The organism is Lentzea fradiae (assembly GCF_900100955.1).
Lineage (GTDB): Bacteria > Actinomycetota > Actinomycetes > Mycobacteriales > Pseudonocardiaceae > Lentzea > Lentzea fradiae.
On sequence record NZ_FNCC01000004.1, the window covers coordinates 373141 to 395062 of the forward strand.

At 70.7% G+C, this 21922-nt stretch carries 26 protein-coding genes; 16 read left to right on the forward strand and 10 right to left on the reverse strand.

Going from position 1 to position 21922, the window contains the following annotated elements; all coding sequences use genetic code 11:
- Positions 1 to 10: 10 nt before the first annotated feature.
- The 3 genes from pip to BLT23_RS11505 all read right to left on the reverse strand — a co-directional run bounded on the left by pip (position 11) and on the right by BLT23_RS11505 (position 2147).
- The gene (gene pip, locus BLT23_RS11495; protein ID WP_090048315.1) at positions 11 to 958 is read right to left on the reverse strand and encodes a prolyl aminopeptidase; all 948 of its coding nucleotides are present in this window, start codon (positions 956 to 958) and stop codon (positions 11 to 13) included.
- Positions 959 to 1036: 78 nt separating this feature from the next.
- Positions 1037 to 1585 (reverse strand): DUF305 domain-containing protein, encoded by a 549-nt coding sequence (locus BLT23_RS11500; RefSeq protein WP_090048317.1) that lies wholly within the window; start codon positions 1583 to 1585, stop codon positions 1037 to 1039.
- Positions 1586 to 1664: 79 nt separating this feature from the next.
- Positions 1665 to 2147: a hypothetical protein gene (locus tag BLT23_RS11505; protein ID WP_143035901.1), complete on the reverse strand. Its 483-nt coding sequence runs from the start codon at positions 2145 to 2147 to the stop codon at positions 1665 to 1667.
- 285 nt (positions 2148 to 2432) lie between these two features.
- Here BLT23_RS11505 and BLT23_RS11510 point away from each other — a divergent pair, with 285 nt between their 5' ends.
- From BLT23_RS11510 to BLT23_RS11520, 3 genes are read left to right on the forward strand one after another with little or no spacing between them, the layout of a single operon-like run.
- Positions 2433 to 3206, forward strand: a complete 774-nt coding sequence (locus tag BLT23_RS11510; RefSeq protein WP_090048320.1) for a lytic polysaccharide monooxygenase — start codon at positions 2433 to 2435, stop codon at positions 3204 to 3206.
- A 4-nt stretch (positions 3207 to 3210) separates the two neighbouring features.
- On the forward strand, positions 3211 to 3807 hold the full coding sequence (locus BLT23_RS11515; protein ID WP_090048322.1) for a DUF305 domain-containing protein: 597 nt from the start codon (positions 3211 to 3213) through the stop codon (positions 3805 to 3807).
- A gap of 35 nt (positions 3808 to 3842) precedes the next feature.
- Positions 3843 to 4862 (forward strand): FAD-dependent monooxygenase, encoded by a 1020-nt coding sequence (locus BLT23_RS11520; protein ID WP_090048324.1) that lies wholly within the window; start codon positions 3843 to 3845, stop codon positions 4860 to 4862.
- On the opposite strand, the gene BLT23_RS11525 is transcribed toward BLT23_RS11520, so the two are convergent.
- Positions 4831 to 7425: an AfsR/SARP family transcriptional regulator gene (locus tag BLT23_RS11525; protein WP_176946692.1), complete on the reverse strand. Its 2595-nt coding sequence runs from the start codon at positions 7423 to 7425 to the stop codon at positions 4831 to 4833. The genes BLT23_RS11520 and BLT23_RS11525 overlap by 32 nt on opposite strands.
- A gap of 4 nt (positions 7426 to 7429) precedes the next feature.
- Positions 7430 to 8191 (reverse strand): AraC family transcriptional regulator, encoded by a 762-nt coding sequence (locus BLT23_RS11530; RefSeq protein ID WP_090048328.1) that lies wholly within the window; start codon positions 8189 to 8191, stop codon positions 7430 to 7432.
- A 50-nt stretch (positions 8192 to 8241) separates the two neighbouring features.
- On the opposite strand from BLT23_RS11530, the gene BLT23_RS11535 reads away from it, so the two are divergent.
- Complete coding sequence (locus BLT23_RS11535) at positions 8242 to 8640, forward strand: DUF2000 domain-containing protein (protein ID WP_090048602.1); 399 nt, start codon at positions 8242 to 8244, stop codon at positions 8638 to 8640.
- Positions 8641 to 8718: 78 nt separating this feature from the next.
- Positions 8719 to 9924, forward strand: a complete 1206-nt coding sequence (locus tag BLT23_RS11540) for an MFS transporter (protein WP_090048332.1) — start codon at positions 8719 to 8721, stop codon at positions 9922 to 9924.
- Here the strand turns inward: BLT23_RS11540 and BLT23_RS11545 are convergent.
- Together BLT23_RS11545 and BLT23_RS11550 are read right to left on the reverse strand one after the other, a co-directional pair.
- The gene (locus BLT23_RS11545; protein WP_090048334.1) at positions 9834 to 10655 is read right to left on the reverse strand and encodes an alpha/beta fold hydrolase; all 822 of its coding nucleotides are present in this window, start codon (positions 10653 to 10655) and stop codon (positions 9834 to 9836) included. The genes BLT23_RS11540 and BLT23_RS11545 overlap by 91 nt on opposite strands.
- Positions 10652 to 11335: an SRPBCC family protein gene (locus BLT23_RS11550; protein WP_090048336.1), complete on the reverse strand. Its 684-nt coding sequence runs from the start codon at positions 11333 to 11335 to the stop codon at positions 10652 to 10654. The genes BLT23_RS11545 and BLT23_RS11550 overlap by 4 nt, the downstream gene beginning before the upstream one ends.
- A 126-nt stretch (positions 11336 to 11461) precedes the next feature.
- Here BLT23_RS11550 and BLT23_RS40665 point away from each other — a divergent pair, with 126 nt between their 5' ends.
- Entirely contained in the window at positions 11462 to 11611 is a 150-nt protein-coding gene (locus BLT23_RS40665; RefSeq protein ID WP_176946693.1) for a hypothetical protein, read from the forward strand.
- Here the strand turns inward: BLT23_RS40665 and BLT23_RS11555 are convergent.
- Positions 11596 to 11823: a zinc-ribbon domain-containing protein gene (locus tag BLT23_RS11555; protein ID WP_090048338.1), complete on the reverse strand. Its 228-nt coding sequence runs from the start codon at positions 11821 to 11823 to the stop codon at positions 11596 to 11598. The two genes, BLT23_RS40665 and BLT23_RS11555, sit on opposite strands and share 16 nt — an antisense overlap.
- Positions 11824 to 11904: 81 nt before the next feature.
- Here BLT23_RS11555 and BLT23_RS11560 point away from each other — a divergent pair, with 81 nt between their 5' ends.
- Genes BLT23_RS11560 through BLT23_RS11590 form a run of 7 tightly spaced genes read left to right on the forward strand, consistent with a single transcriptional unit; the run spans position 11905 to position 17359 of the window.
- On the forward strand, positions 11905 to 12405 hold the full coding sequence (locus BLT23_RS11560) for a GNAT family N-acetyltransferase (protein WP_218133716.1): 501 nt from the start codon (positions 11905 to 11907) through the stop codon (positions 12403 to 12405).
- Positions 12406 to 12441: 36 nt separating this feature from the next.
- Complete coding sequence (locus BLT23_RS11565; protein ID WP_090048340.1) at positions 12442 to 13035, forward strand: nucleotidyltransferase family protein; 594 nt, start codon at positions 12442 to 12444, stop codon at positions 13033 to 13035.
- Between the two features lie 4 nt (positions 13036 to 13039).
- A complete protein-coding gene (locus BLT23_RS11570) occupies positions 13040 to 13246 on the forward strand; it encodes a BON domain-containing protein (protein WP_342713654.1) in 207 nt (68 codons plus the stop codon).
- The gene (locus BLT23_RS11575) at positions 13243 to 13965 is read left to right on the forward strand and encodes a metallophosphoesterase family protein (RefSeq protein WP_176946694.1); all 723 of its coding nucleotides are present in this window, start codon (positions 13243 to 13245) and stop codon (positions 13963 to 13965) included. The genes BLT23_RS11570 and BLT23_RS11575 overlap by 4 nt, the downstream gene beginning before the upstream one ends.
- On the forward strand, positions 13962 to 15719 hold the full coding sequence (locus tag BLT23_RS11580) for a thiamine pyrophosphate-requiring protein (protein WP_090048344.1): 1758 nt from the start codon (positions 13962 to 13964) through the stop codon (positions 15717 to 15719). Before BLT23_RS11575 ends, BLT23_RS11580 begins: the two co-directional genes overlap by 4 nt.
- Positions 15716 to 16666, forward strand: coding sequence for a TIGR03557 family F420-dependent LLM class oxidoreductase (locus tag BLT23_RS11585; RefSeq protein ID WP_090048346.1), 951 nt, complete (start codon positions 15716 to 15718; stop codon positions 16664 to 16666). Before BLT23_RS11580 ends, BLT23_RS11585 begins: the two co-directional genes overlap by 4 nt.
- 27 nt (positions 16667 to 16693) lie before the next feature.
- A complete protein-coding gene (locus tag BLT23_RS11590) occupies positions 16694 to 17359 on the forward strand; it encodes a DUF6766 family protein (RefSeq protein WP_090048348.1) in 666 nt (221 codons plus the stop codon).
- 85 nt (positions 17360 to 17444) lie between these two features.
- Here BLT23_RS11590 and tuf read toward each other — a convergent pair whose 3' ends face one another.
- Both tuf and BLT23_RS11600 read right to left on the reverse strand, forming a co-directional pair.
- Positions 17445 to 18629 (reverse strand): elongation factor Tu, encoded by a 1185-nt coding sequence (gene tuf, locus BLT23_RS11595; RefSeq protein WP_090048350.1) that lies wholly within the window; start codon positions 18627 to 18629, stop codon positions 17445 to 17447.
- 210 nt (positions 18630 to 18839) lie between these two features.
- Positions 18840 to 19712 carry a LysR family transcriptional regulator gene (locus BLT23_RS11600; protein ID WP_090048351.1) on the reverse strand — a complete coding sequence of 291 codons (873 nt, stop codon included), beginning with the start codon at positions 19710 to 19712 and terminating at the stop codon, positions 18840 to 18842.
- A gap of 70 nt (positions 19713 to 19782) precedes the next feature.
- On the opposite strand from BLT23_RS11600, the gene BLT23_RS11605 reads away from it, so the two are divergent.
- From BLT23_RS11605 to BLT23_RS11615, 3 genes are all read left to right on the forward strand, one after another.
- Positions 19783 to 20772 carry an FAD-binding oxidoreductase gene (locus BLT23_RS11605; RefSeq protein ID WP_090048353.1) on the forward strand — a complete coding sequence of 330 codons (990 nt, stop codon included), beginning with the start codon at positions 19783 to 19785 and terminating at the stop codon, positions 20770 to 20772.
- A gap of 86 nt (positions 20773 to 20858) precedes the next feature.
- A complete protein-coding gene (locus BLT23_RS11610) occupies positions 20859 to 21233 on the forward strand; it encodes an ATP-binding protein (RefSeq protein WP_090048355.1) in 375 nt (124 codons plus the stop codon).
- Between the two features lie 254 nt (positions 21234 to 21487).
- Positions 21488 to 21871, forward strand: a complete 384-nt coding sequence (locus tag BLT23_RS11615) for an STAS domain-containing protein (RefSeq protein WP_176946695.1) — start codon at positions 21488 to 21490, stop codon at positions 21869 to 21871.
- The last annotated feature ends 51 nt before the right edge of the window (positions 21872 to 21922 follow it).

Here is a 21922-nt window from a genome sequence, read left to right on the forward strand (position 1 = left end):
CCCGTTTCCCTCACCGGAACTTCTCGACCGCCGCCGCGATCGCCCGGTCCATGCTGTTGCCGTCCTTGGCCTGGTGGCCGGCGTCGTTCAGGATCACCAGCTCGGCGTCGGTCCAGCGCTTGGCCACCTCCCAGGCGGTGTGCAGCGGGCCGCCGAAGTCGTTGCGGCCGTGGATCAGGATGCCGGGGATGCCCTTGAGCTCGTCCAGGTTGTCGAGGATGTGGTCCGGCTCCAGGAACGCCTCGTTGGCCCAGTAGTGCGCGACCATCCTCGCCATCAGGTAGCGGGTCGTCGGGTCCTCGTAGCGGGTGCCGGTGAAGTCGTTGTCGCCGCCGGTCATGGTGGCGAGGTCCCACTTGTTCCAGTCCCAGGCCGCCTTCTCGCGGACCTTCTCGTCCGGTGAGTTGAGGAGCTTGTCGTAGGCGACGGCCAGGTTGCCGTCCCGGTCCTCCTCCGGGACGCCGTTTCGGAAGGCTTCGAAGTAGTCGGGGAAGAACATGCCGAGGCCGCGGGTGATCCAGGCGTGTTCCTCGGGGCGGGAGGTGGTCACCGCCGGGATGATGATCTCGCTCACCCTGGCCGGGTGCTGGATGGCGTAGGCGAGGGCCAGGGTCGAGCCCCAGGAGCCGCCGATCAGCAGCCACTTGTCGATGTTCAGGTGGGTGCGGAGCTTTTCCGCGTCGTCGACCAGGTGCTGGGTGGTGTTGTGGCGGAGGCTCGTTGTCGGGTCACTGGCCGGTGGGGTGCTTTTGCCCACTCCTCGTTGGTCCCAGAGGATCAGGTTCCAGTGGGACGGGTCGAAGTCGGCTCGCCATCGTGGGTTCAGGCCGGCGCCTGGGCCGCCGTGGAAGATGACCGCCGGTTTGCCGGCGGGGTTGCCGCTGGCTTCCCAGTGGATCTGCTGGTCGTCTCCTACTTCGAGCATGCCTTGGGCGTAGGGCTCCACCTGTTCGTACATGGGGGCGGAGGGTATTGGGGCTTGCCGGTTGTGTCTCCTCGGTTTTCGGGCGCGGGGCTCCGCCAGCCGATCCGTGTGTCAGGGCTTCTGCTTCGCCGCGATCTGGTCCAGGACCTCCGACTGCGACACGATGATCTTGCCTGCCAACGCCTTCGAGCCGATGTGCTCGCCTTGGGCCTGGGCGTCCTTGGCCATGTCGATGCCGCTGCGGAGGTGGCGGGACAGGGTGGCGAGGAAGAGGTCGTCGAACTGCTTTCCCTGTGCTGCCTTGAGGTTCTCGACGTCCTTGGCGGTCATCATGCCCGCCATCTTGTGCGTGGTGTTGGCGTCGTCGCCGGGGATGGGGACGTTCCAGCTGCGCAGGTAGGTGGTCATCTGCTCGATCTCGCCCGCTTCCGCGTTCGCGATCTTCTGGGCCACGTCCACCACGAACGGGTCCTGGGAGCGTTCCATCGCCACCTTGGCGATGTCGATCGTCTGGCGGTGGTGGGGAATCATGCGCAGCGAGAACGTCGCGTCGGCCTCGTTGGCCGCTGGTTCTCCCGCGTTGCCGCCGCTGACCGTGGAACAGCCTGTCGTCAGTGCCAGCAGGCCGCCTAGCACGATCATGAGCAGACGCGCACGCATGAATGCCTCCCGTCTCGGTTCCCTGCCGGGGGATACGGGTGGCCGTTGTGTCCGGTTCAGTCGAGTTTCGACAAAGCTGTCATGAGTGCTCGTTCAGGGCTTTGACCACGTTGAACACGACGTCGGGGTGGCCCAGGGGGAGTGGGGGCGGGATTCGGTCGTCCTCGGCGTTGTGGCTGCGGACGATCGTCCTGGCGAAGGGATCGTCCACTTCGACCTCCGGGTCCACCAGCAGGACCGAGCGGACCAGGTCCTCGTGCTGGCGGGCCAGGTCCAGGACCTCTGCCGCGATGGGGCCGCTGGAGACGACGTCGAGGACCGGGTGTTCCTCGTCGCTGTGCCTGGTCAGGACGGTGTCCACTGTGGATTGCCAGCCCGGTGCGGCCGGGACGCGCAGCCAGACCACCCGGAGGCGGTCGGTCAGGTCTCGCCAGGTCGCGGGGATCTCGTTGTGCAGGGCCTCGCCTGCTGGATCGATCACGAGGACCGTTGGCGCGCCTGCCGGTCCGTCGGCCACCACGCCGGGGCCCGCTGCCCTGCTGGGTTCGTCGAAATCACGCATGGGTGGGGTGTACCCGTTTTCCGGAGGTCCTACCGGTGGGCCGAGTGGCGGGGGTGGTGCGGCCGAACGGGTTACCGGTGGTACCGGTTTGTGTGGTGGACCTGTTGGTGCACAATGGCTTCGGTTCGTCAGTCGTGGTCACTTGACCACTTTCCGAAGACCGGTTTATGGTCTAGACCAACCGAAACTGGATCGGTGAGCGTCGCTGGAGCGCGCTTCCGGTTCCCGCCCCCCTGCCTACGGGATTCCCCCCTGTCCGGGAACGATCCGAGGAGTTCGGAAAGAATGAAGTTCACGCGTAAAGCGGCGCTGGTCCTGGCCGCTGTCCCTGCAATCGTGGTCATCTCGCCGGTCGGCTCGGCCAGCGCGCACGGGTACGTCTCGTCGCCGCCCAGCCGGTCGGCGCAGTGCGCGCTCAAGACCGTCCCCTGTGGAGCGCCGACCTTCGAGCCGCAGAGCTCGGAAGGTCCCAAGGGCATGATGAACTGCAACGGCGCCCGTGGCGACTTCGAGGAGCTCAACGACGACAACAAGAACTGGCAGGTGACCAGCACCGGCACCAGTCTGACGATCGGCTGGACCTTCACGGCCCGGCACAAGACGAGCAACTACGAGTACTTCATCAACGGCACGCGCGTCGGGTTCGTCGACGGCGGCAACGCGGCGCCGTCCGGGTCGGTGCGGCACACCATCGACCTGAGCGGGTTCTCCGGACGGCAGAAGATCTTCGCCGTCTGGAACATCGCCGACACCGGCAACGCGTTCTACAACTGCATCGACGTCAACATCAACGGTGGCGGTGGTGGTGGCACCACGACGCCTCCGCCCACCAGCACCACCACGAAGCCGCCCGCTCCCACGTCGGAGCCCACCCGGCCGAACCCGACCCAGCCCACCCAGCAGCCCGGTGGCGGTGGCGGGTCGTGGGCGCCGAACGTCGCGTACGCGACCGGGTCGCAGGTGACCTTCGGCGGTGCCACCTACCGGTGCCGCCAGGGCCACACCACGCTGACCGGCTGGGAGCCGCCGATCGTCCCTGCTCTGTGGGAGCGGGTCTGATCCGATGAAGCGCCTGGTGATCGTGATGACGGTCGCTGCACTGGCGCTCGCGGGGTGCGGCGGGGAGGCGGTCGTGCCGCAGGGCCAGGGTGCCCACGGCCACGACGCGTCCTCCGCCGCGCCACCCGCGGCCGGCGCGCGGTTCAACGACACGGACGTCGTGTTCGTGCAGATGATGGTCGACCACCTGCAGCTCGGCATCAGCCTGTCGCAGGTGGCGCTGTCCAAGGCCACCAGCCAGGAGGCCAAGGACCTCGCGGGCGCGATCGACGTGACCCAGCGCGAGGAGCTCGACATGCTGAAGTCCTGGCTGAAGCTCTGGGACAAGCCGGAAGGTGACGGGGCGAGCCTGCACGCCGCCCACGGTGGCGAGCCGCTGCTCGACGCCGCTGTCATCGACGACACCAAGAACCAGAGCGGAGCCGAGTTCGACGCCACCTTCCTCAACCTGATGGCCGGTCACCAGGGCTCCGCCGTGGAGATGGCCCTCAAGGAGCAGAAGGAGGGGTCGAACCCGGAGGCCACCGCGTACGCCGAGCGCGTGGTGACCACGCGCCAGGGCCAGGTCCAGCAGATGTTGAAGATCATCAGCCAGTCGTAGGCGGACGGTCAGCGGCCCGGCGTTCCCTTCCCGGCATGGACGTACTCATCTCGGGAGCGGGGATCGCCGGGCCCGCGCTCGCCTACTGGTTGCGGCACTTCGGTTTCACCCCGGTCGTCGTCGAACGGGCGCCGTCGTTGCGCCCCGGTGGCCAGGCCGTCGACTTCCGCGGCGAGGCGCACCTGTCCGTGCTGAGGCGGATGGGCGTGCTCGACGCGGTGCGGGCCGCCCGGACCACGCCGCGGGACATGGTGTTCCGCGGTCTCGACGGACGCGAACGGGCACGGCTGCCCGCGTCGTTCACCGCGGGGGAGGTGGAGATCCTCCGCGGCGATCTCTCGCGGTTGCTCTACGAACGCACTGCCGCCGACACGGAGTACGTGTTCGGCGACTGGATCACGTCGCTGCACGACGACGGCGACGGCGTGGACGTCACGTTCGCCCGTGGGGCGTCACGGAGGTTCAGCTTCGTGATCGGCGCCGACGGGATGCGGTCCGGCGTGCGGCGCCTGGTCTTCCCCGAGTACCGGCCGAAGTTCCAGGGCTACTACTTCGCGATCTGGGACACCGACGGCGACGACCGCGACCTCACGTGCGCGCCCGGTGTGATCAGCGCGCCGGGATGGTTGATGTACAAGTCGTCCGTGCCACCGGAGCTCATGCCGGACCTGGTGGCACCGCACGTCTACTTCGACTCGATCAGCCAGGTGCGGATGCCGACGGTCAGCTCCGGCCGCGTCACGCTGGTCGGCGACGCCGGGTACGGGTCGACGCTCGGCGGCATGGGCACCGGGCTCGCCGTCGTGTCCGCCTACGTGCTGGCGGGGGAGCTGGCGGCGGGCGGGGACGCGTTCGCCCGGTACGAGGCCCTGGTCGGCCCGTACGCGCGTGGCTGCCAGGGCAACCCCGGGCCGTTCCTCGCGCCCGGCAGCAGGCTCGGCATGTGGCTGCGGGACCGGGCGTACGGGCTGCTGCCGAAGATGCCGGCGGTCGCGCGGATGGACCTGCGCGCGGCGACGGCCATCAAGCTCCCCGAGTACGCGCCAGCGCGCTGAGCGCCTCCTCCACCTGCCGCTGGGCCGTCGCGTGGCTCCACCCGGACCCGGCCTCCCCGCGGGCCTCGTGCAGCAACGCCTCGGCCCGTGCCGGGTCGCCCCGGCGGAGGGCGATCTCGGCGAGGCCCGCGGTGGCGAGGGTGCGGGTGGTGGCGAGTCCGGCCCGCGTGGCCAGGTCGAGCGCCAGCCGGTAGTCGCGCTCCGCCTGGTCCTGGTCGAGGTCGAGCAGCCGGTCGGCGCGGCGGACGCGCAGCTCGGCCAGCTCCTCGACGGCACCCAGCTCGGAGACCGCCCTGAGCGCCTCGTCGGTCAGCTCCAGGGCTTCGCGGGGGTCCTCGGTCAGGGAGGCCAGCACGTCGATGATCTGGGCGCGGCCCCAGCGCTCGCCCAGGTCCTGGAACCGTCCCAGCGCCACGCGCGCCGCGCGGATCGCCTCCGCCCGGTCGCCGGTCGTGACCCACGTCGTGTAGGCGTCGCTGAACCCCAGCAGGCCCTGCATCCACGGGTCGTCGCTGGTCCGGACGGCCTCCTGCAGCGGGGTGCGCGGCGAGCCGGGGTCCGGCGGGCCGGTCAGCAACGCCCAGGCGACGAGGACGAACGGCTGCCGGATCGGGCCGGACAGCTGCCGCAGGACGGCCTCCACGCGGTCGGGGGCCGCTAGGGCCAGCAGGGTCGCGTACTCCTCGGTGACCTCCTCCGGCACCCGCGCGAGGAGCTTCTTGGCGACGTCCCCGACCTCCGCGCGGCTGCCCTTCACGTACCAGTACCAGGCGAGGGCGCCGACGAGCCGCAGCGCCCGGTCCGGGTCGTGCTCGGTGGCCCACTCGACGGCCTGCACGAGGTTGGCGTGCTCGGCGGACATCCGCGCGAGCCACCGGAGCTGGTCGTGGCGGCGCAGCTCGGGGTCGGCCCGCCGGGCGAGGTCCTCGAAGTACGCGGCGTGCCCGGCGTCGACGCGTTTGTGCTCGGCGCAGAACTCGCGGATGGTCGCCAGCATCCGGTAGCGGCCGTCGACCGCCTCCACCAGCGACTTGTCCACCAACGCGTCGAGCACCTCGACGTCGTGCCCGCACACCCGTTCCACGGCCTCCAGCGTCGCGCCGCCGTCGAACGTGGCGAGGCACGCGGCGAGGTCGCGTTCGTCCTCGGACAGCAGGTCCCAGCTCCACTCGACGACGGCGCGCAACGTCCGGTGGCGCGGTGCGGCGGCGCGGTTGCCCTTGGTGAGCAGGCGGAACCGGTCGTCCAGCCGGTTCGCGATCTCCTCGGTGGTCAGCGTCCGCACGCGGGCGGCGGCGAGCTCGATGGCGAGCGGCAGCCCGTCGAGCTCGCGGCAGATGCGGGCGGTGTGCTCGTCCGGCACGAACGCGGGGTGCACCAGCCGGGCCCGGTCGGTGAACAGCGCGACGCTCTGCTCCGCGTCGAGCGGCGGCACCGGGCACAGCGTCTCGCCGATGATGCCGAGCGGCTCGCGGCTGGTGGCGAGGATGCGCAGCGACGGGCACGTGCCGAGCAGGTGCTGGGCCAGCTGGGCGGCCTGGACGACCACGTGCTCGCAGTTGTCGAGCACCAGCACCGCGTCGCGTTCGCGCAGCGCCAGCGTGAGCCGGTCCTGGGGTTCGAGCACGGTTTCCTTGAGCCCCAGCGCTTGCAACGTCGCCGCCGCGACGTCCTTGGCCGGTGCCAGGTCCACGAAGATCGCCGACGGCGCGGCCTGCACCGCGAGGCGGGTCTTGCCCGCGCCGCCGGGGCCGGTGAGCGTGACGAGCCTCGACGTGAGCGCGGCGATCCGGCGCAGCTCGTCCTGCCTGCCCACGAAGCTGGTCAGCTGGGCCGGGGGTGTGCGGTGGGTCTGCCCGCGCAGGATCTGCAGGTGGACGTCCCGCAGCTCGGCGGACGGGTCGACGCCGAGCTCCTCCGCCAGCACCGCGCGGGCGTCCTCGAACGCCCGCAGCGCCTCGGCCTGGCGGCCGTCCTGGTGCAACGCCCGCATGAGGTAGCCGCGCAGCCGTTCGTCCAACGGGTGCTGCCGCACCAGTTCCTCGATCTCCGCCACGTCGGCCGTGCCGAGCCGCAGCCGTGCGGCCACCAGCGCGCTCGTGGCCGCGGACCGCTGTTGTTCCAGCCGGGTCGCGTGGCCGGGGGCGGGCACGTCGGCGAGCGCGGGGCCGCGCCAGAGCTGAAGTGCTTGTGTCAGAAGGGATTCGGCCGCCCGCGCGTCGCCCTGCTCCAACGCCTTCTCGCCGTCGGCGGCCAGCGCGGCGAACCGGTGCGCGTCGACCTGGTCCGGCGCGAGCGCGAGGCGGTAGCCGGCCGGGTGGAACTCGACCAGCCCGGCGTCGCCGAGCGCCCGCCGCAGCCGCGACACCTGGGCCTGCAAGGCGTTCGCGGCGTCCGCCGGTGGCGCGGAGCCGTAGAGCTCGTCCACCAGCCGGTCGAGCGGCACGATCTCGCCGACCCGCACCGCGAGCAACGCCAGCAGGGTGCGCGGACGCGGCCCACCGATCGCGATCTCGCCTTCGGGGGACCGGGCTTCAACGGGGCCGAGGATGCCGACGTGCACGGGCTCAGCGTACGAACCGGCCGGGGCTCGTACCCAGCACACGGCGGAAGTGGCGGGTGAGGTGCGACTGGTCGTGGAACCCGGCCAGCACCGCCGCCTCCGCCACCGGCCGTCCCTCCACGAGGAACCCGCGTGCGAGGTCGACCCTGCGCCCGGTCAGGTACCGGTGCGGCGGCAGCCCGAACCGGCGGCTGAACGCCCGCACCAGGTGCGTCGGGCTCGTCCGCAGCTCCTGGGCCGCCGCGGTCAGCGTCATCCCGTCCGGCAGCGAGGCGTCCAGCAGCTGCCGCAACCGGTCGGCCAGCGTCGGGTCGGCGTGGCGGGCAGGCGCGGTGCCCGCGAAGTGGTGCGCCAGCCGTTCGGTGATCAACGCCAGCCTGCTCGCGGCCTCGAACGGCTCGTCCAGCGCGAGGTGCAGCTGGTGCACGCGGTGGCGCAGCAGCGGGTCGGCGAGCATCGGCGTGTCGACGGCCTTGCCGACCAGTGTGGACGGCAGCACCGAGCCGTCGAGGTAGAGCACGCGCTTGTGGAACCCGGCGGGGTGCGCGGACCGGCCGTCGTGCGGCACGTGCGGGGGCAGCAGCGTGACGCCGTCCACGAGGGCGCCGTGCTCGTGCCGGTCCAGCTCGTAGCGCACGGCACCGGTGTCGAGCAGCATCAACGTCCACGCGTCGTGCGTGTGCGCCGGGTAGACGTGCGTGGTGAAGGAGGCGTGGAAGACCTCCTTGATGCCCTCCACCGCAGGCTTCCAGGCCGCGACGGTCATGTCAGGAACGTACAAGACGGAAAACGGGTGCTGCCACGATCGTGGTGGCCATGTTCGACACCAAGATCGCTGTGTTGCTGCGCGACGACCTGGCTGGCTGGCAGGCGTTGAACGTGACGGCCTTCCTCATCAGCGGGCTCCCCGAGACGCTGCGCGGTGAGCCGTACGTCGACGCCGACGACGTGCGGTACCTGCCGATGTTCGGCCAGCCCGTCGTGGTTCTCCAAGGCGACGCCGGCCTGGTCAAGAAGGCCCACCAGCGCGCGTTGACCCGCAACCAGCCGATGACGATCTTCACCGCCGACCTGTTCGCGACCGGCAACGACGCCGACAACCGCGCCGCCGTCCGCAAGGTGCACACCCAGGACCTCGACCTGGTCGGCATCGCGGTGCACGGCCAGAAGAACGCCGTGGACAAGATCTTCAAGGGCGCGAAGATGCACCCCTGACCGCGCGGCGGATTGGCCCAAGAAAAGCGGTCGGACTTGGCCCGTGAAGAGGGTCAATCGCGGTTCTACGGTCAAGACATGACCAGGCGGCTCGCGGGCGCACAGCTCAGCAACTCGATCGGGGACGGCGGCTTCATCGTCGTCTCCGCGCTGTACTTCACCCAGGTCGTGGGCCTGAGCGCCACGCGGGTCGGCCTCGCGCTGACCCTCGCGTGGGGCGTCGGCGCCGTCGCCGGGGTCGCCCTGGGGCACCTCGCCGACCGGTGGGGGCCGCGCACCACCGCCGTCGTGCTCGCGGGCGCGACCGCCGCGAGCATCGGCGTCCTGCTCCTCACCCGAGGCTTCATCGCGTTCGTGCTGGTCATGTGCGTGTACGCGAGCTGCCAGAGCGGGTTGCAGGCGGCCAGGCAGGCCCTGCTCGCCGGACTGACCACGCCGCTGGAGCGCACGCGGGCCCGTGCCCGCATCCAGTCGACCGCCAACGCGGGCATCGCGATCGGCGCGGCGGCGGGCGGTGTCGCGCTGCACATCGGCACGGAGGCCGCGTACACGGCCGTGTTCGTCCTCGACGTGGTGAGCTTCCTCGTCGCCGCCGCGATCCTGGCGACGCTGCCGGAGACGGTGATGACCAAGGCCGCGGGCCGGTTCGACGTGCTCAAGGACCGCCCGTACGCCCTGGTCACCCTGGTCAACGCCGTGATGCTGCTCTACATGCCGCTGCTCAGCCTGATCATCCCGCTGTGGATCGTGCAGCGCACCGCCGCGCCGACCTGGCTCGCGGCCGCGTTGCTGGTGCTCAACACCGCGGCCGTCGTGCTGTTCCAGGTGCGGATCGCCGGACGCGTCACCGGGCTCGGCAGCGCGTCGAAGCTCGTCGCGAACGCCGGTCTCGTGATGCTCGCGTCGTGCGTGGTGTTCGCGGTGACGGCGGCGAGCTTCGGCGCCTGGTCCGCGGCGGTGCTGCTCGTCGTGGCCGCCGCGTTGCAGGTGCTCGGGGAGATGATGCTCGCCTCCGGGGCGTGGGAGATCGGCTTCGCCCTCGCCCCCGCCGACCGGCAGGGCCAGTACCAGGGCTTCTTCGCGACCGGCACGGCCGTCGCGCGCATGGTCGGCCCCGCCCTGCTCACCACCGTCGTGCTCGGCTGGGGCGCGGTGGGGTGGCTGCTGGTCGGCGGGCTGTTCGTCGTGGCGGGCTACGCGATGGGACCGGCGGTGCGCTGGGCCCGTGAGAAGAACTCCACCAGCTCCGGCGCGATGACCGAGGACTTGACCACGTGCGTCTGACCCGGCAGCGTCTTGTGGTCCGCACCCAGCACCTCCGCCGCGTCGCTCATGGCGTTGCGGAGGTACTCGGGGCTCTTCCCGCCGTCCATCGCGAGCGTCGGCACCTTCACGTTCCACCGGTCGGCCGGCAGCTTCGAGCCGCGTCCGTCCGAGCCGAGGAGCGCGAGGTCCCACGGCAGCGTGTGCGCGACGAGCTTGAGCTTCTTCCACACCGGCGTCAGCTTCATGACCGCGAGACCGATGCCGGGCACGCCGACCATCCTCATGAACGTCGAGACCATCTTCGAGCGTTCGCCGCGCTCCAGCATGGCGTTCATCCGCTCGATGATGTCCGCGGGCCGCGCCGGGTAGGTGTCGTCGACGACGAACGGGACCTCGTAGAGCGCGAGCCGGGTGATGCCTGGCAGGCGGGAGGCCGCCTCCATCGCGAGGACCGCGCCCGACGACGAGCCGTAGACGAACGCGCTGCCGCCGGCCGCCTTGATGACCGCGTCGACGTCCTCGACCTCGCGCTCCAGCGACCACGGCGTCACGCCCTCGCCCGTCTCACCGCGACCGCGCCGGTCGTACGTGTAGACCGTGAAGTTCTTGTCCAGCACGGACGCCAGCTCGGTGGAGGGACCGAACATCCGGTGGCACAGCGCGCCGTCCACGAGCACGAGCGCGGGGCCGGAGCCGGTGACCGAGTAGGCGATCTCCGTGCCGTCGGCGGAGGTGGTGAAGCGGGTCATCCCTGCTCTCCCAGGGTCGTGTCGAGGAAGCTCTGCCAGTCCTGCTCGGACTCGTCGCCGTCGAAGACGTGGTGCGCGGCGATCATCGGGCCGCCGAAGCCGCGCAGGAAGCGGTACAGGGCCCTGTCGGTGCGCAGGCCGACGGTGTGGGCGTTGCGGTGGTACTCGACGGCGTCCGGGAGCTTCTCGGCGACGGCCGCGTCGAGCCTCTTCCAGGCGTCGTCCCAGTCGCCGACCACCGGTCCGAAGACGGTGAGTGGCCGGGCGGTGCGGCCGGCGAAGTGCGTCAGGTAGGTGGCGAGCGTGGCGCGGAACAGCGCGCCGCCCAGCGTCATCGCCTCGAACTCGTCGGCCCAGTCGTCGCCGGGCAGGAAGCCGCTCGTGACCATGCGCAGCACGGTGCTGCCGTGGCCGCGGCCCTCGACGAGGAACTCGTGGGCGATGAACCGGCCGTCGGGTGCCTTGCCGGTGCCGTAGGCGAAGCGGTGCGGCGACTCGGACCCGGTGACCTCGAACGTCGGCCCGTACTCGCCGAACGCCGTCCTGACCCGGCCGTCCGCGACCTCGTTGCGGCCCATGAACCACGAGTCGATGCCCGGTCCGGTCGCGATGGCCGTCCAGACGTCCTCGACGGAGGCGGGCACCGTGATCTCGTCGGTGCTCTTGAACTCGTGACCCATCGGTTCTTCTCCCGTTCGTGCCGGCGTGATGGTCCCATCCTCTTACCGACAACTTTTCTTGTCAAGGCTGCGGAGGCGGTCTTGAACAAAAAAGTTGTCGGCGAGGACCGCGCGTAGGCTGGAGGAATGGCGGGTGACGAGCGTGGTGGCGAGGCCGAGGTCGTTCCCGAGGGCGAGTCCGTCTGCCTCCTGGAGCTGGTGTGCCCGGAGTGCGGGCGCGTCACGACCGACGAGTTCGCGCCCGGCTGCGACGCCTGCCGTCAGCCGACCAGCTGATCGGCGTGCATCTTGGTGATGTCGTAGGAGACCCCGCAGAACGTGCACTGCAGCCCGTACTTGCTGCTGATGGTGAACAGCGGGATGAAGAACAGGGTCGGCCTCGTGCGGCGCCGGTAGAGGTGGTGCGCGGACTGGTGGTGGCAGTTCCCGCACACGAGCCGCAGCATCCGCAGCTGCTCGATCGTCGTGCGCCAGCCGAAGATGACCATCAGCTCTCCCTTGTCGTCTGTCCCTCTGACGTCCGGCGGCACGCCCGAGTTGCCGCCGCCGGCGCGAATTACGCTGGACGCGTGGACCCCCTGCTCCGGCCCTGGATGCCCGACGACGCGCCGATCATCCTCGCGGCGGCGGGCGAACCGCTCATGGAACGCCAGTTCGCCGCCCGGATCGACTCGCTCGCCGCCGCCGAGGAGTGGATCGACCTGCTCACCACCCGGCGCCACGCGGACAGCGCTTACTCGTTCGCCGTGCTGCACGAGGGCGTGCCCGCGGGCAACGTCACCGTGTCCGGCGTGGAGCGTCGTCACCTGACCGGCTGGATCTCCTACTGGACGCGCGAGGAGGCGCGGGGCCGCGGGCTCGCGACCAGGGCCTGCCGGGCGGTCGCCGAGTTCGCCTTCGCGGAGCTGGGCCTGTTCCGCCTGGAGCTCGCGCACCGCCTGGACAACCCCGCGTCCTGCCGGGTCGCCACGGCGGCGGGCTTCCTGACCGAAGGGGTGGAACGGGCCCGGCTGCTCTACGACGGCGTCCGCTACGACACCGAGACCCACGCGCGCCTCGCCACGGACTGAGGTTCACCCCGCGCGCCGCCGGGTAACCGCGAGTGCATGAGCGACGTGCAGGCGGAACTGCTGCGGACGTTGACCAAGGTCGCCAAGGCACTACGTGGCGCGGAGATCCCGTTCGCCCTGACCGGAGGCTGTGCCGGCTACGCGCGGGGAGGACCGACGAGTGAGCACGACGTCGACCTCCTGGTGCGCGAGGAGGACGCCACCGAGGCCGTGCGGGTGCTGGTGGGGGCGGGGATGCGCGCCGCCGAGCCGCCGGAGGACTGGCTGCTGAAGGTCTACGACGGCGACTCGCTGGTGGACCTGCTGTTCCGGCCGAACGAGCGGCCGGTCACCGACGAGGTCCTGGCGCTGGCCGAGGAGATGCCCGTCGGGTCGGTGCTGCTGCCGGTGATGCCCGCGACGTTCGTCCTCACCAGCAAGCTGCTGGTGCTGGACGGGCACCGGTGCGACTTCAGCGAGCTGCTGCCGTTCGCGCGCGCTCTCCGCGAGCAGATCGACTGGGACCGCGTGCGCGAGGACACGAGGCACTCGCCGTACGCCGAGGCGTTCCTGCTGCTCATCGAGCGCTTGGAGATCATCGGGAGGGGCGGCAATGGAATCCGAGCAGTACCTGGCGGCAAATCTGCGTAGGGCGGTGGCCGAGGACCCCAGAACGGCGGAGCTCGGCGTCCGGATCACGGTGCGCGGGGACAACGCGATGCTCTCCGGCGACGTGGCCTGCGCCGAACGACGCGCGCTGATCGAGGAGGTCCTGCGCGAGGCCGCGCCCGATCTCAAGATCCTGAACGACGTCCGGGTGACCCCGGCGGGTGAACCGGAGGGTGAGGAGGACCTGCGATGATCCGCGTCGCGGCGGTCGGGGACATCCACCTCGGCGAGGACATGCGCGGGCACCTGCGCCCCGCTCTGGAGAACGTCGGCGAGCGCGCGGACGTGCTGCTGCTGGCCGGTGACCTGACCCGGCACGGCACCGTGGCGGAGGCCGAGGTGGTCGCGGACGAGTTCGCCGACCTCCCGGTGCCGGTGGTCGCCGTGCTCGGCAACCACGACCACCACGACGACAAGCCGCTCGAAGTCACCAAGACGTTGCAGGACAAGGGCATCCACGTGCTGGAGGGCACGACCTTCACCCACCGGGTGAACGGCTGCTCGATCGGCGTCGCGGGCGTGAAGGGGTTCGGCGGCGGGTTCGCGGGCAAGTGCGGCAGCGCGTTCGGCGAACGCGAGATGAAGGCGTTCATCCAGCACACCTGCGACATCGCGGACGACCTGCGCGGCGCACTGTCCGAACTGGACACCGACATCAAGGTGGCGCTGACGCACTACGCGCCGGTGCCCGACACGTTGCGCGGCGAGCCGCCGGAGATCTACCCGTTCCTCGGCTCCTACCTGCTCGGCGAGGCCATCGACGCCACCGGCACGCACCTCGCGGTGCACGGCCACGCGCACTTCGGCACCGAACAGGGCATGACCCCGGGTGGTGTGCGCGTCCGCAACGTCGCGCAGCCGATCATCCGGTCCGCCTACACGGTGTACGTCCTGGAGGGGAACTCCTCATGACCGTCGGTGACTACGTCGTCGGACGCTTGCGCGACTGGGGCGTGAAGCAGGTCTTCGCCTACCCCGGCGACGGCATCAACGGGATCGTGGCCGCGTTCGGCAAGGCGGACAACGACCCGAAGTTCGTCCAGACCCGGCACGAGGAGATGGCCGCGTTCGCCGCCGTGGGGTTCGCGAAGTTCAGCGGCGACGTCGGCGTGTGCCTGGCCACCAGCGGCCCCGGCGCGATCCACCTGCTCAACGGTCTCTACGACGCCAAGCTCGACCACGTGCCGGTCGTCGCGATCGTCGGCCAGACCGCCCGCACCGCGATCGGCGGCAGCTACCAGCAGGAGGTCGACCTCCACTCGCTGTTCCGCGACGTCGCCTCGTACCTGGTCGACGTCACGGTGCCCGAGCAGCTGCCGAACGCCCTCGACCGGGCGATGCGCACCGCGCGGACCGAGCGCGCCCCGGCCGTGCTGATCATCCCGAACGACGTGCAGGAGCAGGACTACGAGCCGCCCCAGCACGAGTTCAAGCACATCCCGTCCAGCCCGCCGTCCCGTCCGTTCTCGGTCACCGTGCCGTCGGACGAGGAGCTGCGCGCCGCCGCCGAGGTGCTCAACTCCGGCGAGAAGGTCGCGATCCTCGTCGGGCAGGGCGCCCGCGGTGCCGCCGCCGAGGTGGGAGAGGTCGCGGACCTGCTCGGCGCGGGAGTCGCGAAGGCGTTGCTGGGCAAGGACGTCCTGCCCGACGACCTGCCGTACGTGACAGGCTCGATCGGCATCCTGGGCACCCGGCCGTCGTACGAGATGATGCGCGACTGCGACAGGTTGCTGATCGTCGGGTCGAACTTCCCGTACTCGCAGTTCCTGCCGAAGTTCGGCTCCGCGCGCGGCGTGCAGATCGACCTGGACGGCCGCTCCATCGGCATGCGCTACCCGACCGAGGTGAACCTCGTCGGTGACGCGCTGGAGACGCTGCGGGCGCTGATCCCGTTGCTGCGGCACAAGACCGACCGCTCGTGGCGGGAGAAGATCGAGTCGGACGTCGCCCGCTGGTGGGAGGTCATGGACCGGCAGTCGCGGGTGCCCGCCGACCCCGTCAACCCGATGCGGATCGTCTCGGAGCTCTCGGACCGCCTGCCCGCCAACGCGATCGTCACCGCGGACTCCGGTTCGGCGACGAACTGGTACGCCCGGCAGCTCAAGATCAAGGAGGGGGTGCGGTCGTCGCTGTCCGGCACCCTCGCCACGATGGGCTGCGCGGTCCCGTACGCGCTGGGCGCCGCGTTCGCCCAGCCGGACCGGCCGCTGATCGCGCTGGTCGGTGACGGCGCGATGCAGATGAACGGGATGGCGGAACTGCTCACGTTGCGGCACTACGGCATCCGCTGTGTGGTGTGCGTCTTCCACAACAACGACCTCAACCAGGTCACGTGGGAGCTGCGCGCGATGGGCGGCGCTCCTAAGTTCGAGGAGTCGCAGACCCTTCCGGACCTGTCGTACGCGGCCTTCGCGCAATCGATCGGGTTGCAGGGCATCGAGGTCGACGACCCGGAGAAGCTCGGCGCCGCGTGGGACACCGCGCTCGCGTTCGACGGGACGACCGTGCTCGACGTGCGCTGCGACCCGAACGTGCCGCCGATCCCGCCGCACGCGACGTTCGACCAGATCAAGGACATGACCGAAGCCGTGCTGCGTGGCGATCCCGATGCCTGGGACCTGCTGCGCAGGGGCGTGCAGACCAAGATCCAGGAGTTCCTCCCGTGAAACTCGGCTACTTCCTCTCGTCAGAAGAACACGGCCCGCGCGAGCTCGTCCGGCACGCGAAGATGGCCGAGGACAACGGGTTCGAGGCGTTGTGGATCTCGGACCACTACCACCCGTGGAACGACGAGCAGGGCCAGTCGCCGTTCGTGTGGGGCACGATCGGCGCCCTGTCCGAGCGGGTCGCGCTGCCGATCACCACGGCCGTGACGTGCCCGACGGTCCGCATCCACCCGGCGGTCATCGCCCAGGCCGCGGCCACCGCGGCCGTCCAGACCGAGGGCAGGTTCGTCCTCGGCGTCGGCAGCGGCGAGGCGCTGAACGAGCACGTGCTGGGCGACCACTGGCCGTCCGCCGACGTGCGGCTGGAGATGCTGGAGGAGGCGATCGGCCTCATCCGCACGCTGCACCAGGGCGACGAGGTCACCCACCACGGCAAGCACTACACCGTCGAGAACGCCCGCATCTACACCGTGCCCGAACGCCCGGTGCCGATCTACGTGTCCGCGTTCGGCCCGAAGGCCGTCAAGCTGGCGGCGCGCTGCGGTGACGGTTACGTGAGCGTCGGCCCGGCAGGCGACCTGGTCGAGAAGTACCGCGAGGAAGGCGGTCGCGGACCCGCCCAGAGCGGCCTCAAGATCTGCTACGCGCGGACCGAGGAGGAGGCGGTGTCGACGGCGCACCGGTTGTGGCCCAACGACGGCCTGCCCGGTGAGCTGGCCCAGGTGCTGCCGACGCCCAAGCACTTCGAGCAGGCGTCCGAGCTCGTGACGCCGGAGATGATCCGCGACTCCATGCCGTGCGGCCCCGACCCGGAGCAGTACGCGAAGAAGCTCAAGGAGTTCGCCGACGCCGGGTTCGACGAGGTCTACGTGCAGCAGATCGGCAAGAACCAGGAGGAGTTCTTCGAGTTCTGGACCAAGGAGGTCGTGCCCCTGCTCGACGTTTAGGGGTTTGGGCGCAGGGCATCCGGTCCTATGAGGAGATTCCTGCGCGAGCACAGCCTGACGCTCGTCTTCTTCGGTCTCTTCCTCGCGGCGCTGGTGGGCCAGCTCTTCGCGGGCCACGCCGAGTACAACGAGCGTCAGGCCGCGCTGGGTCAGCCGGTGCTGACCCTGGGGTCGTACCTGTTCTCCGCCGACTTCCTGGTCGACGTCGTGGAGAACTGGCAGTCCGAGTACCTGCAGTTCTTCCTGTACGTGACCGCCACCGTCTGGCTGGTCCAGAAGGGCTCGCCGGAGTCGAAGCCGGCGGGGAAGGTCGGTCTGGAGAGCGACCGGGAGCAGCAGGTCGGGCGGTTCGCCGACGAGTCGTCGCCGAAGTGGGCCCGTGCCGGCGGCTGGCGCACCGCGGTGTTCTCGAAGTCGCTGGGCCTCGTGATGCTGGCGTTGTTCCTGTTCTCGTGGGGCCTGCAGTGGGTCGCGGGCTGGTACTCGAACAACTCCGACCCGCTCGCCGAGCCGATGGGGCTCGGTGCGTACTTCTTCAGCGCCGACTTCTGGAGCCGGTCGCTGCAGAACTGGCAGTCCGAGTTCCTCGCCATCGCGTCGATGGCGATCCTCAGCGTCTACCTGCGCGAACGCGGCTCGCCGGAGTCGAAGCCGGTCGGGACCGCGCACTCCACGAGCGACGAGTCCGGCTGACCGCACGGGAAAGGCGCGCCGGGACGTCTCCCGGCGCGCCTTCCTCCAGGCGGCGCGACCACCTTCTCGGGCCGTCAGCCGCCGCCTAGGCGAGGACCTCGCGGACCGTGCCCGCTCCCACGGTCTTGCCGCCCTCGCGGATCGCGAACCCCAGCCCGGCGTCCATCGCCACCGCCTTGCCCAGCTCCACCGTCACCTCGACGGTGTCGCCCGGCATGGCGAGCGTGGTGCCGGACAGCTCCACCACACCGACGACGTCGCCGGTGCGGAAGTGGAACTGCGGCCGGTAGTTCGACGTGATTCCGGTGTGCCTGCCGCCCTCCGCGTGCGACAGCAGGTACACCGACGCCCGGAACCGGGTGTGCGGCGCGACGCTGCCCGGCAGGGCCAGCACCTGGCCCCGCCGCACCTCACCGCGCTTCACCCCGCGCAGCAGGACCGCGGCGTTGTCTCCCGCCTGGGCCTGCCGCATGGGCTTGCCGAACGTCTCGATGCCGGTGGCGACCGAGGTCACCGCGGCGCCGAGACCGACGACCTCGACGTCGTCCCCGACGCCGAGCACGCCCCGCTCGACCGCGCCGGTCACGACGGTGCCGCGACCGGTGATGGTCAGGACGTTCTCGATCGGCATCAGGAACGCGCCGTCGAGGTCCCGCTCCGGCACCGGCACGTGCTCGTCGACGGCGTCGAGCAGCGCCACGACCGACCGCACCCACTCCGGGTCGCCCTGCAACGCGCGCAGGCCGGACACCCGCACCACCGGGGTGGCGTCGCCGTCGAAGCCGTACCGCGACAGCAGGTCCCTGATCTCCAGCTCGACCAGGTCGAGCAGCTCGGGGTCGCTCACGGCGTCGGCCTTGTTCAGCGCCACCACCACGTGCGGCACGCCCACCCGGCGCGCGAGCACCACGTGCTCCCGCGTCTGCGGCATGGTGCCGTCCTCCGCGGACACCACGAGGATCGCGCCGTCCAGCTGCGCCGCCCCCGTGATCATGTTCTTCACGTAGTCGGCGTGGCCGGGCATGTCGACGTGCGCGTAGTGCCGCGTGGGCGTCTCGTACTCGACGTGCGCGATGTTGATCGTGATGCCGCGCGCCAGCTCCTCCGGGGCGCGGTCGATGCGGTCGAACGCCGTGAAGGTCGTGCCTGAAGGATCCAGTTCGGACAGAACCTTGGTGATGGCGGCGGTCAGCGTGGTCTTGCCGTGGTCGACGTGACCCATCGTGCCGATGTTGAGGTGCGGCTTGGCGCGCACGAACTCTTGCTTCATTTCCTGTTCCTCGAAAGGCGTTCAGCTGGAGGCTCAGAACCGTTGGACCGCCACGACCCTCCCCCAGCGGTCCTGAGGGGAGGACTGGGAAAGGGTCAGAGTCGGGCGCCGGCCAGCTGTGCCGAGGCAGCGGCGAGCGCGTCCGCGGGAACACCCGCGAACTCGTTGCACACCGCGACCAGGAACATGCCGATGATCGTGACAGGAGCCCTACGGCGCTGTCACCCGGTTTTCCGCGAGCCCGATCAACGCCCGTGCGGCCGGGCTGTGCGGGCCTTCCGCGCGCCACGCGAAGGCGAGCGCCCCGGACGGGACCGGATCGGTGATCCGCACCGCGTGCAGGTCCGGCGGCACCATCGACGCCGCCAGGACGGCCGGGCCGAGTCCGCGCCGCGCCAGCGTGATCACCATCGGCGGAGCGGAGACTTCGAACGCGATCCGCGGCCGTCGCGTCCCGCACGCCTCGTCGAGCGCTCCGCGCAACCCGGTGCCGGGCGGAAGGCAGATCACCCCGCGCTCCAGCAGCTCGTCCAGCGGCACGGATTCCCTTGCGCGCCAAGGATCGGCGTCGGTGACGGCGACCACGAGCGGTTCGTCGGCGAGCACCCGCACCGCCAGCCCGTCCGGTGCGGGACCGGCGTACCCGATCAGCGCGAGGTCCAGGCGGCCGTCCACAAGGGACGACACCAGCTCGTCGGAGTTGGCTTCCGTCAAGGTGATCTCCACACCCGGGAACGACGTGTGGAACGCCGCCAGCAGCTCGGGCACGTCCATCACCCCGCACGACACGACCATCCCGACGCGCACGGCGCCGCGCACCAGCCCGGCCATCTCCTCGACGGTCCGCCGGGCCGACTCCACGGACCCGAGAGCCGCTCGTGCCAACGGCAGCACCGCCGCGCCGACGGCGGTCACCGTGACGGCACGCCCGGACCGGTCGAGGAGGTCGTGCCCCAGCTCGCGTTCCAGCCGCCGGATCTGCGCGCTGACGCCCGGCTGCGCGACGTGCACCCGTTCCGCGGCCCGCGTGAACGAACCTTCCTCCGCCACCGCGACGAAGTACTCCAGCTGCCGAATCTCCATAACCAACGATTATAGAAGTCAGCACATCTAGATGTTGGACATATAAGACGAGCTCAACAACGCTGGAAACATGCAGATCTTCCACCCGGACGACCCCGGTTACGACGACGAACGCAGCGGTTTCCAGACCGGGCTTCGCCACGAACCTCAGATCATCTTCGCGGTGGAGAACGCCGATGACGTGCGCGAAGCCGTCGAGTACGCCGAGAGCCGCGGGCTCGGCCACGCGGTCCAGGCCACCGGCCACGGCCTCACCACGCCCACCAGCGGTGTCCTCATCTCCACCAAGCGCATGAACGGCGTCGAGGTCGACCCCGCCACCCGGACCGCGAGGGCCGAGGCGGGCGCGGTGTGGCAGGACGTGATCGAGCGGGCAGCGCCGCACGGCCTGGCACCGCTGAGCGGTGACGCGAGCGATGTCGGCGTCGTCGGCTACACGCTCGGCGGTGGCTTCGGCGTGCTCGTCCGCGAGTTCGGCCTGGCGAAGGACCGCGTCCGCCGCACGGAGGAGGTCGCGGACGTCGTCACCGCGCTGGAGTTCGAGCTCCTGGAGATCGACCAGGTCCACGCGGGATCGATGATCTTCGAAGCGCGGTACGCCGAGGCGGTGTTCGACGCGCTCCACGCGTGGGACCTGCCCGCTCATGTGACGCCGACCCTCGCGACGCTCGGCGACGTCGTGCGCGTGACCTTCGCGAGCACCCGGCCGTTCGACGTCGGCCACCTCCGTGTCGCACCACGCCTGAGCGAGGACGTCGGTCCGCGGCCGTTCGCGGAGGCAGCGGGCAAACCGCTCCCGCCGCACTCTTACCAGGGCGACAACGTGCTGGTCAGCGATCTTCCGCTGGACGCGCTCCAGGAGGTGCGGCGGCTGGCGGGACGCTCCACCGTCCCGATCTTCATCGGTGTCCTCCCGCTCGGTGGCGCGCTGGGCGCGTCGCACGTGGTCAAGCTGATCTCGCCGCGGCTCGGCGTCGAGGAGCTGCACGAGGAGGTGTTCGCCGTCCTGCGGCCGTGGGTCATCGGACGAACGCCGAACTTCCGGTACGCCGTGGGGTGAGGCGCCGCTCGGCTGGTGCACCCGCACCAGCGGGGTTGGTTCGGCTGCACCTGCACGGACGGGCTCCGGCGGAGCAGTGTTGGGGGGTGACCACCGGCGCGCTCACCGAAGCGGTGTTCTCCCTGCCCGAGGGGGACCGCGGCGGGGGAGCGTCGCTCGCCCGCGACTTCGCCCGCCGGGTCGTCCTGGGCTGCGGGTACCGCGGCGGTCTCGACGACGTGGTGCTGGTCGTCGACGAGCTCGTCACCAACGCCGTCCGGCACGGGGGCGGCTGCCCGGTCGTCCGGCTGACCGGCGCCGCGGACCGCGTCCTGGTCGAGGTGGCCGACGACGGCGCCGCCCGTCCGGTGCCGCGTCCCGGCGGCTGGGGGCTGCGGCTCGTCGCCGTGCTGTGCACGAGCTGGGGCGTCGGGGAACGGGCCGGTCGCAAGGTCGTCTGGGGTGAGCTGACAGCCCGTTGACCGAGATGGTGCCCGCCCGCGTCCTGGCGTTCTCCGCCCGCACCGGCCCGGCGGCGCCGACGAGGTGACTCAGGGGGGTGACCGTCCACCTGGCCGGGGGAGTGCGCGACACTGGACCGGTCGCGGCGATCAGACGGTTGGGTGAGCAATAGGTTGTGGTGCGGGAGCAACGGCCGTAACGTCGGACGGGTAGCCGGGTTCAGCAGCGTGCTCGGAGTCCGCGTTCCACGTGCTTCGGCCACCGGGGAGTGCTGGTGAACGAAGATCAGTTCAGGGAGTCGCCGCTGCTCACCGTGCGTGCCGCAGACATCGCCGGTGTGGTGGTCGTCGCGGTCGAGGGTGAGATCGACGTGGACACGGCTGACGAGGTGCTCGACGCGTTGCGCGAAGGGTTCCGCGGGGAGGGCCCCGCGCTGGTCGCGGACCTCACCGAGGTGACCTTCTTCGGCTCGACCGGCATCTCCACGTTGATCACGGCCCACGAGCTGGCCGATGAGCACGGCAAGGACTTCCACGTCGTGGCGCCGCAGCGCGCCGTGAAGCGGCCTCTGCAGGTCACGGGCGTCGCCGACGTGCTGCTGCTGCACGACTCCGTCGACGAGGCGCTGACCGCGCTGAGGTCGGTGCCCACCGAATAGCTTCTGGGGGAACGCGGGGGCCCTTCGTTTCCCGGGAGGAAACGCGGGGGC

What these genes read in the sequence shown, in the direction of transcription:
- BLT23_RS11605 (WP_090048353.1), top strand. Translation starts at nt 19,783, where the DNA reads ATGCAGATCTTCCACCCGGACGACCCCGGTTACGACGACGAACGCAGC.
- pip (WP_090048315.1), bottom strand. Translation starts at nt 958, where the DNA reads ATGTACGAACAGGTGGAGCCCTACGCCCAAGGCATGCTCGAAGTAGGA.
- BLT23_RS11580 (WP_090048344.1), top strand. Translation starts at nt 13,962, where the DNA reads ATGACCGTCGGTGACTACGTCGTCGGACGCTTGCGCGACTGGGGCGTG.
- BLT23_RS11590 (WP_090048348.1), top strand. Translation starts at nt 16,694, where the DNA reads ATGAGGAGATTCCTGCGCGAGCACAGCCTGACGCTCGTCTTCTTCGGT.
- BLT23_RS11510 (WP_090048320.1), top strand. Translation starts at nt 2,433, where the DNA reads ATGAAGTTCACGCGTAAAGCGGCGCTGGTCCTGGCCGCTGTCCCTGCA.
- BLT23_RS11540 (WP_090048332.1), top strand. Translation starts at nt 8,719, where the DNA reads ATGACCAGGCGGCTCGCGGGCGCACAGCTCAGCAACTCGATCGGGGAC.
- tuf (WP_090048350.1), bottom strand. Translation starts at nt 18,629, where the DNA reads ATGAAGCAAGAGTTCGTGCGCGCCAAGCCGCACCTCAACATCGGCACG.
- BLT23_RS11500 (WP_090048317.1), bottom strand. Translation starts at nt 1,585, where the DNA reads ATGCGTGCGCGTCTGCTCATGATCGTGCTAGGCGGCCTGCTGGCACTG.
- BLT23_RS11505 (WP_143035901.1), bottom strand. Translation starts at nt 2,147, where the DNA reads ATGCGTGATTTCGACGAACCCAGCAGGGCAGCGGGCCCCGGCGTGGTG.
- BLT23_RS11545 (WP_090048334.1), bottom strand. Translation starts at nt 10,655, where the DNA reads ATGACCCGCTTCACCACCTCCGCCGACGGCACGGAGATCGCCTACTCG.
- BLT23_RS11550 (WP_090048336.1), bottom strand. Translation starts at nt 11,335, where the DNA reads ATGGGTCACGAGTTCAAGAGCACCGACGAGATCACGGTGCCCGCCTCC.
- BLT23_RS11565 (WP_090048340.1), top strand. Translation starts at nt 12,442, where the DNA reads ATGAGCGACGTGCAGGCGGAACTGCTGCGGACGTTGACCAAGGTCGCC.
- BLT23_RS11530 (WP_090048328.1), bottom strand. Translation starts at nt 8,191, where the DNA reads ATGACCGTCGCGGCCTGGAAGCCTGCGGTGGAGGGCATCAAGGAGGTC.
- BLT23_RS11555 (WP_090048338.1), bottom strand. Translation starts at nt 11,823, where the DNA reads ATGGTCATCTTCGGCTGGCGCACGACGATCGAGCAGCTGCGGATGCTG.
- BLT23_RS11520 (WP_090048324.1), top strand. Translation starts at nt 3,843, where the DNA reads ATGGACGTACTCATCTCGGGAGCGGGGATCGCCGGGCCCGCGCTCGCC.
- BLT23_RS11535 (WP_090048602.1), top strand. Translation starts at nt 8,242, where the DNA reads ATGTTCGACACCAAGATCGCTGTGTTGCTGCGCGACGACCTGGCTGGC.
- BLT23_RS11600 (WP_090048351.1), bottom strand. Translation starts at nt 19,712, where the DNA reads ATGGAGATTCGGCAGCTGGAGTACTTCGTCGCGGTGGCGGAGGAAGGT.
- BLT23_RS40665 (WP_176946693.1), top strand. Translation starts at nt 11,462, where the DNA reads ATGGCGGGTGACGAGCGTGGTGGCGAGGCCGAGGTCGTTCCCGAGGGC.
- BLT23_RS11575 (WP_176946694.1), top strand. Translation starts at nt 13,243, where the DNA reads ATGATCCGCGTCGCGGCGGTCGGGGACATCCACCTCGGCGAGGACATG.
- BLT23_RS11515 (WP_090048322.1), top strand. Translation starts at nt 3,211, where the DNA reads ATGAAGCGCCTGGTGATCGTGATGACGGTCGCTGCACTGGCGCTCGCG.